General features: G+C 67.6%; 15 protein-coding genes. 8 read left to right on the forward strand and 7 right to left on the reverse strand.

Translation table 11 applies throughout. The annotated features are described in order from the left end of the window. Positions 1–196, forward strand: a 196-nt coding sequence (locus IE113_RS16330) for a hypothetical protein (RefSeq protein WP_229822551.1), incomplete at its 5' end; no start/stop codon positions are given. 385 nt (positions 197–581) lie between these two features. On the opposite strand, the gene IE113_RS14595 is transcribed toward IE113_RS16330, so the two are convergent. Further along, positions 582–1,339 (reverse strand): IS5 family transposase gene (locus tag IE113_RS14595; RefSeq protein ID WP_373297880.1). Its coding sequence is split into 2 segments (ribosomal slippage): positions 582–998 and positions 1,001–1,339, totalling 756 coding nucleotides; the frame shifts between segments, so codons are not numbered across the junction. Between the two features lie 440 nt (positions 1,340–1,779). Here IE113_RS14595 and IE113_RS14600 point away from each other — a divergent pair. The 5 genes from IE113_RS14600 (at position 1,780) to arsB (ending at position 4,459) form a co-directional block, all read left to right on the forward strand. Continuing rightward, positions 1,780–1,935, forward strand: coding sequence for a hypothetical protein (locus IE113_RS14600; protein ID WP_189542791.1), 156 nt, complete (start codon positions 1,780–1,782; stop codon positions 1,933–1,935). A gap of 70 nt (positions 1,936–2,005) precedes the next feature. After that, positions 2,006–2,371: an ArsR/SmtB family transcription factor gene (locus tag IE113_RS14605; RefSeq protein WP_189542793.1), complete on the forward strand. Its 366-nt coding sequence runs from the start codon at positions 2,006–2,008 to the stop codon at positions 2,369–2,371. Next, positions 2,368–2,886, forward strand: coding sequence for an ArsI/CadI family heavy metal resistance metalloenzyme (locus tag IE113_RS14610; protein WP_189542795.1), 519 nt, complete (start codon positions 2,368–2,370; stop codon positions 2,884–2,886). Before IE113_RS14605 ends, IE113_RS14610 begins: the two co-directional genes overlap by 4 nt. Positions 2,887–2,894: 8 nt before the next feature. Further along, positions 2,895–3,401, forward strand: a complete 507-nt coding sequence (locus IE113_RS14615; RefSeq protein ID WP_189542796.1) for an arsenate reductase ArsC — start codon at positions 2,895–2,897, stop codon at positions 3,399–3,401. Continuing rightward, on the forward strand, positions 3,401–4,459 hold the full coding sequence (gene arsB / locus IE113_RS14620; RefSeq protein WP_189542798.1) for an ACR3 family arsenite efflux transporter: 1,059 nt from the start codon (positions 3,401–3,403) through the stop codon (positions 4,457–4,459). The genes IE113_RS14615 and arsB overlap by 1 nt, the downstream gene beginning before the upstream one ends. 18 nt (positions 4,460–4,477) lie before the next feature. On the opposite strand, the gene IE113_RS14625 is transcribed toward arsB, so the two are convergent. Beyond that, complete coding sequence (locus tag IE113_RS14625; protein WP_189542800.1) at positions 4,478–5,206, reverse strand: hypothetical protein; 729 nt, start codon at positions 5,204–5,206, stop codon at positions 4,478–4,480. A 105-nt stretch (positions 5,207–5,311) separates the two neighbouring features. Here IE113_RS14625 and uvrB point away from each other — a divergent pair, with 105 nt between their 5' ends. Then, the gene (gene uvrB, locus IE113_RS14630) at positions 5,312–7,498 is read left to right on the forward strand and encodes an excinuclease ABC subunit UvrB (RefSeq protein WP_189542802.1); all 2,187 of its coding nucleotides are present in this window, start codon (positions 5,312–5,314) and stop codon (positions 7,496–7,498) included. 10 nt (positions 7,499–7,508) lie between these two features. Here uvrB and IE113_RS14635 read toward each other — a convergent pair whose 3' ends face one another. From IE113_RS14635 to tsaD, 5 genes are all read right to left on the reverse strand, one after another. Beyond that, positions 7,509–8,048 carry a helix-hairpin-helix domain-containing protein gene (locus IE113_RS14635; RefSeq protein ID WP_308430079.1) on the reverse strand — a complete coding sequence of 180 codons (540 nt, stop codon included), beginning with the start codon at positions 8,046–8,048 and terminating at the stop codon, positions 7,509–7,511. Between the two features lie 101 nt (positions 8,049–8,149). Then, on the reverse strand, positions 8,150–8,896 hold the full coding sequence (locus IE113_RS14640; protein ID WP_189542806.1) for an OmpA family protein: 747 nt from the start codon (positions 8,894–8,896) through the stop codon (positions 8,150–8,152). Beyond that, positions 8,893–10,392, reverse strand: a complete 1,500-nt coding sequence (locus IE113_RS14645) for a lipopolysaccharide biosynthesis protein (protein WP_229822553.1) — start codon at positions 10,390–10,392, stop codon at positions 8,893–8,895. Before IE113_RS14645 ends, IE113_RS14640 begins: the two co-directional genes overlap by 4 nt. After that, positions 10,389–11,402: an NAD(P)H-dependent glycerol-3-phosphate dehydrogenase gene (locus IE113_RS14650; RefSeq protein WP_189542808.1), complete on the reverse strand. Its 1,014-nt coding sequence runs from the start codon at positions 11,400–11,402 to the stop codon at positions 10,389–10,391. Before IE113_RS14650 ends, IE113_RS14645 begins: the two co-directional genes overlap by 4 nt. Next, positions 11,399–12,427, reverse strand: a complete 1,029-nt coding sequence (tsaD, locus tag IE113_RS14655; protein WP_189542810.1) for a tRNA (adenosine(37)-N6)-threonylcarbamoyltransferase complex transferase subunit TsaD — start codon at positions 12,425–12,427, stop codon at positions 11,399–11,401. Before tsaD ends, IE113_RS14650 begins: the two co-directional genes overlap by 4 nt. Positions 12,428–12,470: 43 nt before the next feature. Here tsaD and hemC point away from each other — a divergent pair, with 43 nt between their 5' ends. After that, positions 12,471–13,415 carry a hydroxymethylbilane synthase gene (gene hemC / locus IE113_RS14660; protein ID WP_189542812.1) on the forward strand — a complete coding sequence of 315 codons (945 nt, stop codon included), beginning with the start codon at positions 12,471–12,473 and terminating at the stop codon, positions 13,413–13,415. Positions 13,416–13,417 lie beyond the last annotated feature (2 nt).

Here is a 13,417-nt window from a genome sequence, read left to right on the forward strand (position 1 = left end):
AAGAAACCCGGCTGCCCTGCCATCACCGCCTCCGACGCCTCGTCGGCGAAGTGAATCAAATCCGACCTTCAAACGCCAGAGTTTTTCGAGGCGTCCATCTTGGCAGTGGGACGCCACCATCGGCATGGAAGAGGGGATTGATCGCCGCCTGATACGCAACGGATACCATTGCAAAGCTGATCGTCTGATCCGCTAGCTTTGGCTGAAGCGCATTTCTGAACCGCCCTCTCACCCATAAGATGACGAAACCAGGGGATAAAAGGCTCGCTAGTGCGGTCAACTCAGACGCTGAAGGTAGGCTTGCCATCCTAGTCACGAACCAACATGCGATTGCTCGCGTCAACGTTCGCCACCGTCACGAAATCTCCTACTCGCATGTACCCCATCGCCCATCGCGCGAATGCAGGCGCATTTCTGTTTCTGAAAAACGGCTTTCGGGTGCCTGAGATCAAAGTAATACCCCCTCCATTATAGGAGCTTTGCCCTATCTTTTCGAATATCCCCGGACCATCAGGACTGATTATCAATGCGCCACTGCCGAGAGAATCGCCATCGCCAATCGCACTAGGGTCCAGACTCGTTCAGAGCCAGAAGGCTACGGCGACTGCGAGGCTCACGGCTGACAGGAAGTTTCTTGCGAGCTTGTCGTAGCGGGTAGCGATGCGGCGGAAGTCCTTGAGGCGGCAGAACATGGCCTCCACCCGCCAGCGGTCCTTGTAGCGACGTTCGTCATATTGGATCGGGCGCTTGCGGTTGCGTCGGCCGGGGATCACGGGGATCGTGCCCTGTTCGCGCAAGGCGGCCCTGATACGGTTGGCGTCGTAGCCACGGTCAGCGATCACCCGCTTCATGCCGACGGTCTCGCCGATCAGCATGTCTGCCCCCTTTACATCCGACGTGTTGCCAGGCGTCAGGACGAGGCGGAGCGGTCTTCCCAGCACATCGACAAGGGCGTGGATCTTCGTTGTCCGGCCGCCACGCGAGATGCCAATGGCATTGGCTCGCGCCCCCCTTTTGCCCCACCGGCGCTGCGGTGGGCCTTGATGTAGCTGCTATCGATCTGACCGGTTTCAGCGATCCAGCCTTCCTCCGTCAGCGCCGTCAGGATGCGAGTCCAGATGCCCCGGCGGCTCCACCGGTTCCAGCGATTGTAGACGGTCGTCGATGGGCCGTATTCAGCTGGGCAATCCGCCCACCGACCGCCGCATTTGAGCATGTGAATGATACCCGAGATCACCCTGCGATCATCGACCCGTCGCGCTCCTGGCTGGTTCTTCGGCAAGTGCGGCTCGATTGCAGCCCAAGCGTCATCCGATAACCAGAACAAGAAACGCGACATTCTCAAAGCCTCCTGCCTCAGCGGAGACTCCCTGAATCAATGTGCACGCCGATTTTCAAGAGGCTGATTGGGTTTGGACCCTAGTGGGATCAAATATAACTGCCGCCAATCCAAAGGACAGAAGTGGCGTTCCCCCCTCATCCCGCATGTTTGTATATTCACCAGCGAGGCGGAACATCCATTTGAAGCCACCTTCTTCAGAGACGAGCACTGGAACGCCGACGTCCTGATACCCGAAGTATAGTGCGATAATACCCCCACCAGTATCGTCTAGGGTAGTGAGTTTCGCGTCATTCGCAAACAGCATAGCCATCTCCATCCTTCATGTTTTGATATAGTTTTAAAAACCAATACACTAGACGTTGTCGGCAAATAAGCGACCGGTAGAACCATTGGCTTCCCCCCTTCCCCTCCCGCCCCCGATCCCCCTTATCCGCCCCATGGTCGAACTCATCATCCGCCGGGGCCTCGAAGAACTCGATACTTCCGGCAACTTCGTGCCGCACAAGTCTGCGCGCCCCGAAAAATCCGGGGCGGGCAGGCCGTTTCGGATCGTGTCGGAATACCAGCCCGCCGGGGACCCGGCGGTAGGGTAAGCCCGACCGGCGCTTGACTCCCGCTCCTGTTTTGATATTTCCATAATCATCGAATCATGGAAAGTAGGTCATGGAAGCCACTGCCGTCATCAAAGCACTGGGCGCGCTGGCGCAGGAGCATCGGTTGGCGGTGTTCCGGCTGCTGGTTCAGGCCGGGCCGGAGGGCTTGCCCGCCGGAGCGCTGGCCGAGGCGCTGGGGGTTCCGGCGTCGTCGATGAGCTTTCACCTCGCCCAGCTGGCCCATGCGGGGCTGGTGCTGCAACGCCGCCAGAGCCGGTCGATCATCTATTCGGCGGACTATGGCGCGATGAACCTGCTGATGGGCTATCTGACCGAAAACTGCTGCGGCGGGGCCAGTTGCGCCCCGGATGCGGCCTGTCCCCCTGTTCTCTCACCTGCGAAGCCCCTTCATTCCCCCAGAAAGGATGTCGCATGAAGCGTTTTCATGTCCATGTCGGCGTGGCCGACCTCGATGCCTCGATTGCGTTCTATTCCGGCCTGTTCGGCAGCGAACCGGCGGTGACGAAGGCTGACTATGCCAAGTGGATGCTGGACGATCCGCGCATCAACTTCGCGATCTCGCAAAAGTGCGGCGCGGCCAAGGGGATCGAGCATCTGGGGATGCAGGTGGAGGATCAGGCGGAACTGGCCGAAGTCTATGGTCGCCTGAAAGCCGCCAATCGCCCGGTGCTGGAAGAAGGCGCGACGACCTGCTGCTATGCCCAGTCGGAGAAAAGCTGGATCGCCGATCCCGATGGCGTAGTGTGGGAAGCGTTCCTGACCAATGGCGACAGCACGGTCTATGGCGACAGCCCCGATTTCGCCGCGCTGGCATCGAGCAACGCCGCCGCCGGCGCGTGCTGTGCGCCGCAGATGGCGGCCCCGGCCCCGTCCTCCTGCGCCCCCTCCTCCTCCTCCCCCCCCTCCTCCTCCTCCTCCTCCTGCTGCTGAGCGTGCCCGTGCCTGACCGTCCCTTTACCGTGCTGGTGCTGTGCACCGGCAATTCGGCCCGCTCCATTCTGGGCGAGGCGATGTTCCAATCGCTTGGAGCGGGGCGGATCGCGGCCCATAGCGCCGGGAGCAAGCCCAAGGGCGTGCCGCATCCCGGCGCGCTGCGGCTGCTGGCGCGCAAGGGGATCGATCCCGCGCCGTTCCGGTCCAAGAGCTGGAACGAATTTACCGGGCCGGATGCCCCGCCGATCGACCTGGCGATCACCGTCTGCGGCAATGCGGCCGGGGAAGCCTGCCCGGTGTTCATGGGCGCGCCGCTGAAAGCGCACTGGGGCCTGCCCGATCCCGCCGACGTAACCGGCGATGACGCCGCCGTCGATGCCGCCTTCGCCCAGACCTGGGACTGGCTGGAACTGCGCGTGCGCTCCATGCTGGACCTGCCGTTTGAAACGATGGACCGCAAGGACCTGACCGCCGAACTCGCCCGGATCGGGCAGATGGAAGGAGCCGCCTGATGGCCACGCTGGCACTCGAAACCCCGCGCCTGTCGTTTCTCGACCGGTATCTGACCGTCTGGATTTTCGCCGCGATGGCGCTGGGGATCGCGCTGGGCTCGCTGTTCCCCGCCATTCCGCAGACGCTGGACGCGATGTCGGTGGGCTCCACCAGCATTCCCATCGCCGTGGGCCTGATCCTGATGATGTTCCCGCCGCTGGCCAAGGTCCGCTATGAGGAGCTGGGCAAGGTGTTCCGTGATGGGCGGATACTGGCGCTGTCGTTCCTGCTGTGCTGGATCATCGCCCCGGCGTTCATGTTCGCGCTGGCCGCGCTGTTCCTGCCGGACCAGGGCGAATACATGACCGGCCTGATCCTGATCGGCATCGCCCCCTGCATCGCCATGGTGCTGGTGTGGAACCAGCTGGCGGGCGGCAACGCGGAATACGTGGCCGGTCTGGTGGCGTTCAATTCGCTGTTCCAGATCGTGTTCTATGTGCCCTATGCGTGGTTCTACCTCACGGTGCTGCCCCCGGTCTTCGGGCTGGAAGCGCACCTGATCGACATCGACTTTGCCACCATCGCCAAGGCCGTGCTGACCTATCTGGGCGTGCCGTTCCTGGCGGGCTTCGTGGTGCGGCGGACCCTGCTGAAATCGCATGGCACCGAATGGTATGAACACCGCTTCCTGCCCGCGATCAGCCCGCTGACGCTGGTGGCGCTGCTGTTCACCATCGTCGCCATGTTCAGCCTGAAGGGCGGCGAGATCCTGGCCCTGCCGATGGACGCGCTGCGCGTGGCGCTGCCGCTGGTGGTGTTCTTCGTGGTGATGTTCGTGCTGGCCTTCGCGGCGGGCCGGGCCATCGGCGCGGGCTATTCGCGCACGGCGGCGCTGTCGTTCACGGCGGCATCGAACAACTTCGAATTGGCGATCGCCGTCGCCATCGCGGCCTTCGGCCTTGCCTCGCCGGTGGCATTTGCCGCGGTGATCGGGCCGCTGGTGGAAGTCCCCGTGCTGATCGCGCTGGTCAACCTGGCGCTGTGGTTCAAGGCGCGCTGGTTCGCCGCCGGCAGCTGAGGCGCGCCGGCACCGCGCTCAGTTCTTCAGCCACTGGTAGAGGAAATCCGGCACGCTGTCGTTGGCCTGGCGGTCGACCAGGTCCATCGCGCTGAACAGCAGGCGGCGGCCGGATTTGCGGGTGGCGGGCGCGGCGGCCTCGTAGAGGCGGTTGGCACTGCCCAGCTTCTGCCGCAGCGGCTCATAGGAATTACCGACGGTGCTGTTGCGCCACGCCTGCATCAGGTCGGTCGCCATCAGCATCCGCGCCTGATTGACCGAGCCCTGATCCGGCAGGCCATACAGCCGCGCGAGATGCAGTTGCAGCTCCGGGTTGCCTGCCTGCAACTGCGCCCCGGCGTTGGGGTTGCCCCGGAAGATCAGGTCCATGAACCGCGCGGCTTCGGGCTGGAGCGGACCGATCGTGGCGGGCCGTCCGTCCAGCGTGACGGGAAACGGCGCGCGCGCCTTGGACAGGGCTTGCAGCAGGGCCTGCTCCTCCGCGTTGATCGCGGTGGCGGGGTTGCTTGCAGACCCGGCCATGATCGCGGCCATGATCGCGGCGGCCTCGTCCGCATCGATGCCGGGGGTGGCGGCGGTCTGGCCCACGGCAGCGGCCAGCGGGCCGGTCAGCGCCAGCGGCGCGGCGTTCGCCAGCGCGGGCAGCGGAGCCAGCGCCAGCAGCACGGCGGCCAAGTGGGCGGCGGCCAAGTGGGCGGCGGCCAAGTGGGCTGCGGCTGGCCGGGCGGCGGATCGCGGTATCGGCATGGGATGCAGTCTCCCGTCTGGCAGGCACCGGATCAGCATATCGCCGCCGCGCATGGCCGCAAGGGCCGCCTTGCATGTCCCCGGTCTGTTCCCCATACAGCCCCCATGGCCGAACTCATCATCCGCCGGGGCCTTGAAGAACCCGACACCTCAGGCAACTTCGTGCCGCACAAGCCCGCGCGCCCGGAAAAGTCCGAGGCGGGCCGGCCGTTCCGGATCGTGTCGGAATACCAGCCCGCCGGGGACCAGCCGAGCGCGATTGCCGATCTGGTCGAGGGGGTGAACGCGGGCGAGGCGACGCAGGTGCTGCTCGGCGTGACCGGATCGGGCAAGACCTTCACCATGGCGCAGGTGATAGAGGCGACGCAGCGGCCCGCGCTGATCCTCGCGCCGAACAAGATCCTGGCGGCGCAGCTCTATGGCGAGATGAAGAGCTTTTTCCCCGACAACGCGGTGGAATACTTCGTCTCCTACTACGACTACTACCAGCCGGAAGCCTATGTCCCACGGTCGGACACCTACATCGAGAAGGAAAGCTCGGTGAACGAGGCGATCGACCGGATGCGCCATTCGGCCACCCGCGCGCTGCTGGAACGCGATGACGTGATCATCGTCGCGTCGGTGTCGTGCCTCTACGGCATCGGCTCGGTCGAGACCTATTCGGCGATGATCTTTGACATCAAGGCGGGCGAGACGGTCGACCAGCGGGAACTGATCCGCAAGCTGGTGGCGCTGCAATACAAGCGCAACGACGCCGCCTTCACGCGCGGCACGTTCCGCGTGCGCGGCGACAACCTGGAACTGTTCCCCTCGCACTATGAGGACATGGCCTGGCGGATCAGCATGTTCGGGGACGAGATCGAGCAGATCGTGGAATTCGATCCGCTGACCGGCAAGGCGGGCAACACGCTGAACTCCGTGCGGGTCTATGCCAATTCGCACTACGTCACGCCGGGTCCGACGATGAAGCAGGCCGCCGACGCGATCCGGTTCGAGCTGGCCGAGCGGCTGAAGGAACTGGTGGCCGAGGGCAAGCTGCTGGAAGCGCAGCGGCTGGAACAGCGGACCAATTTCGACCTTGAAATGATCGCGGCGACGGGCAGCTGCGCCGGGATCGAGAACTACAGCCGGTTCCTGACCGGGCGCCTGCCGGGCGAGCCGCCGCCGACCCTGTTCGAATACCTGCCCGACAACGCGCTGCTGTTCGTCGATGAAAGCCACCAGACCGTGCCGCAGATCGGCGCGATGTCCAAGGGCGACCATCGCCGCAAGATCACGCTGGCCGAATACGGTTTCCGCCTGCCCAGCTGCATCGACAACCGCCCGCTGCGCTTCAACGAATGGGATGCGATGCGCCCCCAGACGGTGGCCGTATCCGCCACGCCGGGGCCGTGGGAGATGGAGCAATCGGGCGGCGTCTTTGCCGAACAGGTAATCCGCCCGACCGGGCTGATCGACCCGCCGGTGCTGATCCGCCCGGTCGAGGACCAGGTGCAGGACTGCATCAACGAATGCCGCGAAACGGCGGCCAAGGGCTACCGCACGCTCGTCACCACGCTGACCAAGCGGATGGCGGAGGACCTGACCGAGTTCATGCACGAGGCGGGCCTGCGCGTGCGCTACATGCATTCCGACGTGGAAACGCTGGAACGCATCGAGCTGATCCGCGACCTGCGGCTGGGGGTCTATGACGTGCTGGTGGGGATCAACCTGCTGCGCGAGGGGCTCGACATCCCCGAATGCGGGCTGGTGTGCATTCTGGACGCCGACAAGGAAGGGTTCCTGCGCAGCGAAACGTCGCTGATCCAGACCATCGGCCGCGCCGCGCGCAATGTCGACGGGCGGGTGATCCTCTATGCCGACCGGATGACCGGCAGCATGGAACGCGCCATCGCCGAAACCGACCGCCGCCGCGCCAAGCAGCAGGCCTATAACGAGGCCCACGGGATCACCCCGCAGACGATCAAGCGCAACATCCACGACATCGTGGCCGACACCGCCAGCCGCGACGGCGTGCTGGTGGAGATCGAGGACGACGAGCGTAACAACCTCGTCGGCCACAACCTGCGCGCCTATATCGAGGAACTCGAAGGCCGCATGCGCGCCGCCGCCGCCGACCTGGAATTCGAGGAAGCGGGGCGGCTCAGGGACGAAATCCGCCGGCTGGAAGCAACCGAACTGGGCCTGCCGGACCACGAACGCAAGGCGCCCATCGTGGGCCGCAGCAACGAAGGCAAGCCCGGCACGCGCAAGACGCGGTTCGGGAAGAAACAGCAGAAGTGGGGGCGGTAGCCCCCCGCGCTTACAGCTTCCCGAACTGCGCCTCGAACCCCGCCACGTCCCCGGCGGCGAGGTATTTGGCCTGTTCCATCCAGTTGTCGCGCTTCGGGCGGCCCGCGAAGGCGCCGAGTTTGGCGTCGAGGTCGGCGAGGTCCGCTTCGGTCAGGGCGGCGATCTGGGCATAAGTGCTGATGCCCAGCGTAGGGAGCAGCGCCTGCAGCTTGGGGCCGAGGCCCTTGATCTTCGACAGGTCATCGCCCGCTGCCGGCTGCGGTGCGGCGGTGGCGGCGGCTTCCTCGACCACGTCCTGCGCGCCGATGGCGACCGCTTCGGCAATGCCGCCCATCGCGGCGCCCAGCGGCGGAGGGACGATCTGCGCGGCGGGGGCGGCGTCGATCAGGGCCTGGTTGCGCTGGGCCGGCGCGGCGCCTTCGTCCAGCACATCGGGGCGGCGATCCCGCCGGGGGGCGGTCGAGGCGCGGCCGAACAGCCACCATGCCACCGCCAGTCCGATCAGCAGCGCCAGCGCGAATACCACCCAGTTGGCTTCGATCACAGTCATCATTCCGAACGTCCCCAGATGGCCCAGCCAAGCGCCAGGCCCAACAAATACGTGAGCAGGATAAGCAGCAGCAGTTCGATCCACAACGGCATCGCGTGTTCCTAACCCGGTCCCGGCGTGTCGATTGGCGTCGGCTTCAGCGAAACCGGCGACACCACGGAAAACTCGATGCGGCGGTTGGCCGGGTCATCCGGTTCCAGCCCGGCGACCGGCTCAGCCGAACCCATCCCCCGCGCCCGCAGGTCCGCGCGGGCGATGCCGCGCCGGACCAGTGCCTCGCGCACGGTGCGGGCGCGTTCGAGGCTGAGCGCGACATTGGCTTCCTCTGCCCCTTGCGCATCGGTGTGGCCGGTGACCGCGATGATGCTGCCCCGGCACGGGCGCAGCGCGGCGGCAACTTCATCCAGCAGGGTCACGCTGGCCGGATCGAGCGTGGCGCGCCCTTCCGCAAAGCGGATCGTGCGGGTCTTGAGGATCGCATCGACATCGCCCTGACAGCGCAAGCCGCCCTGCCGCAAGGCCGGATCGACCGGGCGGCGGGCCGGGTCGAACGACCACTGCACTCCGCCCACCCCCGGCTGCGCGGCCACTGCCGCCGCGACCCGCGCGCGGACCGCCGGGTCCAGCGTGCGCCCCCCGTCCAGCACCGGGTGGCGCGTCAGCCACCCGTTCGCGGTGCGGAACCGGGCGGTCACATCGCCCCCGCCACTGGCGGCGATAGCCCGCGCAGCGCGCCCTTCGATCCCGGCGATCAGCGCGGGGCCGTGGGCGATCTGGCTGGCAAAGGCCAGCACGCCGCTGGCCGCGGCACCGGCAATCACCAGAAATGGCACGCGCAGCCGCGTCATGGCTGCGCCGTATCCGTAGGCTTGGGCCCGACGCTGCGGCGGAACAGCACGCGGTCTTCGGGGCCGAACCCCTTGTGCCAGATGACAAAGCCATAGACGCCCAGGATCGCCGGGATGCCGAACGCCAGCTCGGCCCATTCGGGCAGGAACTGCGTTGCCGCCCAGCCGACCAGCGTGGCCGGGGCGGCAGCCCAGACCAGCGGCCAGCGCCACGAATTGACCGGCTCGCGCAGGATCCGCGAGAGGATCCACGCCTTGACCACCGAGGCCATGCCCAGCGCCAGCAACAGCGCGGCGGCGGCGGCAGCGGCGCGGAAGTTGTCGTTCAGGCCCAGCCGGGTTGCGAGCATGATCCCGCCAACGGTCAGCACAGCCTGCACCGCGATGGTCGCGAGCGAGACCCACAAGTTGCGCAGCCGCGCGACATAGACCAACGCCGCCTCGCTCACCACGGCGGTCGCGGCGGCGACTTCGGCGGCCAGCAGGAACGCCAGCGCGCCGGTGCCGCCGACGAACTCCGGCCCGATCAGGCCCATCACGCCCTCGCCCGGAATGCCCAGCGCCAGCGCGATGCCCGCCTGCGCAGCAATGATCCAGAAGCCCACCTGGCAGACCTGCCGGGCAATCGCCGCCAGATTGCCTTCCCGCAAGTTGCGGGTGATGACCGGGCCCAGGATCGGCTCGAAACTGGTCTTCAGCTTTTGCGGCAGCGAGGCGACCTGCTGCGCCGCGTAATAGACGCCGACGGCGGCGGGGCTGGTGAAAATGCCCAGCAGCGCGATGTCCAGCTTGCGCGTGCCCCATTCGACCAGGTCGGCCCCGGCCAGCGGCATGGACTGCACCGCCAGCCGCCCGATCCGCATCGGGTGCGGGTGCCAGCCGCGCGGCAGGCCATACATCCGCAGCAAGGGCCAGAGCGACACCGCCAGCGCCGCCAGCTTGGCCAGGATGAACGACAGCGCCAGCCCGGCTTCGGGCAGGATGAAGAGGAATGCGACCGCCGCCAGCGTCTGCGTCCACGGCTCCACGATGGAGCGCGCCCGCACCGTGGCCGCCACGTTGTACCGATAGGCCAGCCCTGCCAGCGCCACGTCGGTCAGCGCCCCGGCGATGATCGCCACGGGCAGCAGCCGGTCCCATTCGTTGAACTGGCCGCTGGGAAACATCGGCGCGGGAAACAGGTAGAGCACCGCCGCCGCCAGCAGCGACAGCATCAGCGTCAGCGTCAGGCCATCGGCAACCACGTGCGAGGCGTCGCGATCGTCTTCGGACAGGCGCTGCGCCAGCCCCCGGCGCTGCCCCAGCGCGCAGAGCTGGCCGACCAGCTCCACCACCACCAGCGCCGAGGCATAGCGGCCCAGCGCCTCGACCCCGTAAAACCGCCCGGCAATGAACAGGAACGGCGCCGTGCCGCCCAGGCGCAGGACAAAGCCCAGGAAATTGGTGCGCCCGCCCTTGGCCAGCGCCTGGATATCCTGTTGCCCGGCGTCGCTCACCCGGCGTGTTCCTGTTCGGGCTTGAGCGGGCGGGCCAGCAATTCGGCCACCACCGCGCGGGCCGGTGCCTCGCCCGCCAGCAGCTTGCACACCGCATCGACGATCGGCATGGCGATGCCGTCCCGCCGGGCCAGGTCGGCCAGCACCGGCGCGGTATGCGCGCCCTCGGCCACGCTGTTCTTGCCCGCCAGCGCCTCGGCCGCGCTCATCCCCTCGCCCAGCGCCTTGCCGAGCGAGAAGTTACGGCTGGACGTGGATGAGCAGGTCAGCACCAGATCGCCCATGCCGCACAGGCCGGTCAGCGTTTCCGCCCGCGCCCCGCGCGCCAGGCCAAACCGCAGCATTTCGGCAAAGCCGCGCGCGATCAGCGCGGCGCGGGCGTTCTGACCCAGCCCCAGCCCGTCAACCACGCCGCAGGCAATCGCCAGCACGTTCTTGACCGACCCGCCGATTTCCGCGCCGATCACGTCGTCCGAATAATAGGGCCGCAGCGCCGGGCGCGAGAGCAGCGGGGCGAGCCGCTCCCACTGCGCCTGCCCGCCCGAACAGGCCAGCGTTACGGCGGTCGGCAGGCCAGCAGCCACTTCGTGCGCGAACGTGGGGCCAGACAGGACGGCCAGCTGCGCGGACGGCGCGGCGGCGGCGGCAACATCGCCCATCAACCGCCCGGTCCCCGCCTCGATCCCCTTGGCGCAGAGCACCAGATCGCGCTGGCCAAGCTGCGGGGGGGCATCGGGCAGGTCCGCCAGCACGCGCGCCAGATGCTGCGCGGGCACGACCACCAGCAGCACCGGCAGCGCGGCCATGTCGGCCAGCGCGTTGGTGGCGATCACGCTCGGCGAGAGGCGTGCGCTGGGCAGGAACAGGCTGTTGGTGTGCTGCGCGTTCACTTCCGCGACCAGTTCCGGCTCGCGCGCCCACAGCAGCACTTCGGTGCCGTCCGCAGCGAGGCTCTCCGCCAGCGCCGTGCCCCATGCGCCCGCGCCGATCACGCCGATTTGTGCCGTCATGCCTTTACTCCTGCTCCGCGCACTGGCTGCGCATCGGGGTCCAGCGGCCAGCGAGGGCGCGCCGCGAAATCGAGCGGGTCGGACTGCCCCAGCCGTTCCACCCCGGCCCAGGCAATCATCGCCGCGTTATCGGTGCACAGCGCCAGCGGCGGGGCCACAAAGGGCAGGCCGAACTCCGCCGCCAATTGCTCCAGCGCCGCCCGCATCGCCTGATTGGCGGCGACTCCGCCCGCCACGACCAGCGCGGTGGCGCTGCTTACCGCCGACAGGGCAATCCGGGTGCGGTCCACCACGCAGTCGATCGCGGCCTGCTGGAACGAGGCCGCCAGATCGGCCGCACTGTGCGTTCCCGCCTGATGCGCGCGCAGCACGGCGCTTTTGAGGCCGGCAAAGGAAAAGTGCGGTTCGCCGCTGCCCACCAGCGGGCGCGGCAGCGGCACGGCACGGGGGTTGCCCTCACGCGCCAGCCGCTCCACCGCCGGGCCGCCGGGATAGCCGAGGCCGAGGATCTTCGCGGTCTTGTCAAACGCTTCGCCCAGCGCATCGTCGATGGTGGTCGCCAGCCGCCGGTAGCGCCCCAGCGCCTCAACCAGCAGGACCTGGCAATGCCCGCCCGACACCAGCAGCAGCAGATAGGGGTAGGCGAGCGTGGCATCCGCGAGCCGGGGGGACAGCGCGTGGCCCTCCAGATGGTTGACCGCGATCAGCGGCTTGCCCGATGCCATCGCCAGCGCCTTGGCCGTGACGAGGCCGACCATCACCCCGCCGATCAGCCCCGGCCCCGCCGTGGCGGCAATCGCGTCCACATCGTCCAGCGCCATGCCCGCGTCGGCCAGCGTTGCCTCGACCAGCGGGGCGATCCGCTCCGCATGGGCGCGCGCGGCGATTTCGGGGACCACCCCGCCATAGGGACGGTGCGCTTCGTCCTGCGAGGCGATACGCTGCGCAAGGATGCGCCGCTCGCTGTCAACCAGCGCGGCCGCCGTTTCGTCACAGGACGATTCAATTCCGAGGACAATCCCCATCGCGCCTTTCCCTTAGAGAGATTGCGCAATAGGACAAGCGGCCATGCCTTCGAGTCCACAACCGCCCTTTACCGCCCTGCGCCTTGGGACGCGCAATTCGCCGCTGGCCATGGCCCAGGCCGAAGAGGCGCGCGACCGCCTGATCGCCGCGCATCCGGGGCTGACCATCGAGATCGTCCCCGTCACCGCCAGCGGCGACAAGATCCAGGATCGCCCCCTGGCCGAGATCGGCGGCAAGGCGCTGTGGACCAAGGAACTGGACCACTGGCTGATGAACGGCGAGATCGACTTTGCGGTCCATTCGCTGAAGGACGTCGAGACGATCCGCCCCGCCGCCATCGCCATCGCCGCGATCCTCCCGCGTGAGGACGTGCGCGACGTCCTGATCGGGGCTGAAAGCATCCGCGCCCTGCCGCAGGGCGCACGCGTGGGCACCAGCGCCCCGCGCCGCGCCGCGCAATTGCTCCACGCCCGCCCGGACTGCACGGTGGTGATGTTCCGGGGCAATGTCGCCACGCGCCTCGCCAAGCTGGCCGCGGGCGAGGCCGATGCGACCCTGCTGGCCCGCGCCGGGCTCAACCGGCTGGACGCCGCTGGCACCGGCCATCCGCTGGCCGCCGACGAATGGCTGCCCGCGCCGGGGCAAGGGGCCATCGCGATCGAATGCCGCGCCGATGACACCGCCACCCGCGCGATCCTGTCCGCCATCGACGACCTGCCGAGCCGCCACGCGGTGTTTGCCGAACGCGCGCTGCTGGCGGGCCTTGGCGGCAATTGCCACAGCCCGATTGCCGTGCTGACCACGGCCGAGGGCAGCGAGTTGATCCTGCGAGCGGCGATCTACAGCCCCGACGGCGCGGAGAAAGTGGAGGCGACGACGCGCTTTGCGGCTGGCGACCCGGCGGGACCGGCGCGGCTGGCGGCCGAGCTGCTCAACCGCGCGCCGGATGCGGTGCGGGCCCACTTTTCCGGGCCGGCGCAAGAGTAGCG

Origin of the sequence: Novosphingobium arvoryzae, assembly GCF_014652615.1 — a bacterium.
GTDB classification, from domain to species: Bacteria; Pseudomonadota; Alphaproteobacteria; order Sphingomonadales; family Sphingomonadaceae; genus Novosphingobium; species Novosphingobium arvoryzae.

What these genes read in the sequence shown, in the direction of transcription:
- hemC (WP_189542812.1), top strand. Translation starts at nt 12,471, where the DNA reads ATGCCTTCGAGTCCACAACCGCCCTTTACCGCCCTGCGCCTTGGGACG.
- IE113_RS14635 (WP_308430079.1), bottom strand. Translation starts at nt 8,048, where the DNA reads ATGACTGTGATCGAAGCCAACTGGGTGGTATTCGCGCTGGCGCTGCTG.
- IE113_RS14600 (WP_189542791.1), top strand. Translation starts at nt 1,780, where the DNA reads ATGGTCGAACTCATCATCCGCCGGGGCCTCGAAGAACTCGATACTTCC.
- IE113_RS14625 (WP_189542800.1), bottom strand. Translation starts at nt 5,206, where the DNA reads ATGCCGATACCGCGATCCGCCGCCCGGCCAGCCGCAGCCCACTTGGCC.
- IE113_RS14605 (WP_189542793.1), top strand. Translation starts at nt 2,006, where the DNA reads ATGGAAGCCACTGCCGTCATCAAAGCACTGGGCGCGCTGGCGCAGGAG.
- IE113_RS14610 (WP_189542795.1), top strand. Translation starts at nt 2,368, where the DNA reads ATGAAGCGTTTTCATGTCCATGTCGGCGTGGCCGACCTCGATGCCTCG.
- IE113_RS14640 (WP_189542806.1), bottom strand. Translation starts at nt 8,896, where the DNA reads ATGACGCGGCTGCGCGTGCCATTTCTGGTGATTGCCGGTGCCGCGGCC.
- uvrB (WP_189542802.1), top strand. Translation starts at nt 5,312, where the DNA reads ATGGCCGAACTCATCATCCGCCGGGGCCTTGAAGAACCCGACACCTCA.
- tsaD (WP_189542810.1), bottom strand. Translation starts at nt 12,427, where the DNA reads ATGGGGATTGTCCTCGGAATTGAATCGTCCTGTGACGAAACGGCGGCC.
- IE113_RS14650 (WP_189542808.1), bottom strand. Translation starts at nt 11,402, where the DNA reads ATGACGGCACAAATCGGCGTGATCGGCGCGGGCGCATGGGGCACGGCG.
- arsB (WP_189542798.1), top strand. Translation starts at nt 3,401, where the DNA reads ATGGCCACGCTGGCACTCGAAACCCCGCGCCTGTCGTTTCTCGACCGG.